This is a genomic window from Pseudocitrobacter vendiensis (assembly GCF_943590815.1).
Lineage (GTDB): Bacteria > Pseudomonadota > Gammaproteobacteria > Enterobacterales > Enterobacteriaceae > Pseudocitrobacter > Pseudocitrobacter vendiensis.
In genome coordinates this window covers 1-1,110 of the sequence record NZ_CALSBS010000082.1, presented here as the reverse complement: position 1 = coordinate 1,110, position 1,110 = coordinate 1, and the positions used below count along the sequence as shown (strand labels likewise).

General features: G+C 48.1%; 1 protein-coding gene. It reads right to left on the bottom strand.

The genetic code is table 11. The features are described from left to right. Nucleotides 1-65 precede the first annotated feature (65 nt). Nucleotides 66-1,070 carry an IS110-like element IS5075 family transposase gene (locus NMC31_RS26045; protein ID WP_000427614.1) on the bottom strand — a complete coding sequence of 335 codons (1,005 nt, stop codon included), beginning with the start codon at nucleotides 1,068-1,070 and terminating at the stop codon, nucleotides 66-68. Nucleotides 1,071-1,110 lie beyond the last annotated feature (40 nt).

The following is a 1,110-nucleotide window of genomic DNA, read 5'->3' as shown; positions in this document are numbered from 1 at the left end:
GTATCATCAATATCAGTATTCGCAAAACCAGATGAATGATTGTTTAAACTGGTGTATTTCTGCCTTTATGCTTCGTAAGTTTGCTGTCGCGCCGTCAGTGCCCAGGCTATTCTGGCCAGCTTGTTTGCCAGAGCACAGGTGACGACAAAGTTGCTTTTCCGACACAACAACTCCCTGACCCAGTCGGCCAACTTGCCAGACTGGTGTTCCAGTTTTTGTATGAATACCCTGGCACACTGAACCAACAAAGTTCGGATCTTTTTGTTGCCCCGCTTGCTAATCCCTAACAATGTCGTCCGACCTCCCGTGCTGTACTGTCGGGGTACCAGCCCTGTTGCCGCCGCAAAGTCACGGCTGCTGGCGTACTGCTTCCCGTCGCCAATCTCAGTTGAAATAGTACTGGCAGTCAGCGTTCCAACGCAGGGAATACTCAGCAAGCGCTGTCCAACCTCATCTTCGTCCAACTTTCGTTTCAACTGAGATTCCAGATCTTTAATCTGCTCAACAAGATAGTGATAATGCTGTTGTAATTTCAGCAGTAACTGGCTGAGATAAAGAGGCAAACTACTGTCCTCAAGAAGGGTACTCAGTCGACTAATAACGGCAGCACCTCGCGGAACGCTGATACCAAATTCCAGCAGAAAAGCATGCATCTGATTAGTTGTTTTCACCTTATCCTGAACCAGGGATTCACGGACACGATGCAGAGCTCGCATTGCCTGCTGAGATTCGGTTCTGGGCTGCACGAAACGCATAGATGGACGTGATGCTGCTTCACAGATAGCTTCAGCATCAACGAAGTCATTTTTGTTGCTTTTAACGAATGGGCGGACAAATTGCGGTGATATCAGCTTTGGAAAATGCCCTAACTCTGCCAGCTTGCGTGCCATAAAGTGAGAACCGCCACAGGCTTCCATCGCGATGGTTGTTGCCGGGCATGTCGCCAGAAATTCGATTAGCTTTGGTCGGGTGAATTTTTTACGGTAAACGGCCTTCCCACGATGATCCTGACAATGAATATGGAAAGAGTTCTTACCCAGATCGATACCAATAAGCGCAATGTTTTCCATGATGGTTCTCCGAATGAAAGCCTGTCCTCAGCATAGTACT

What these genes read in the sequence shown, in the direction of transcription:
- NMC31_RS26045 (WP_000427614.1), bottom strand. Translation starts at nt 1,070, where the DNA reads ATGGAAAACATTGCGCTTATTGGTATCGATCTGGGTAAGAACTCTTTC.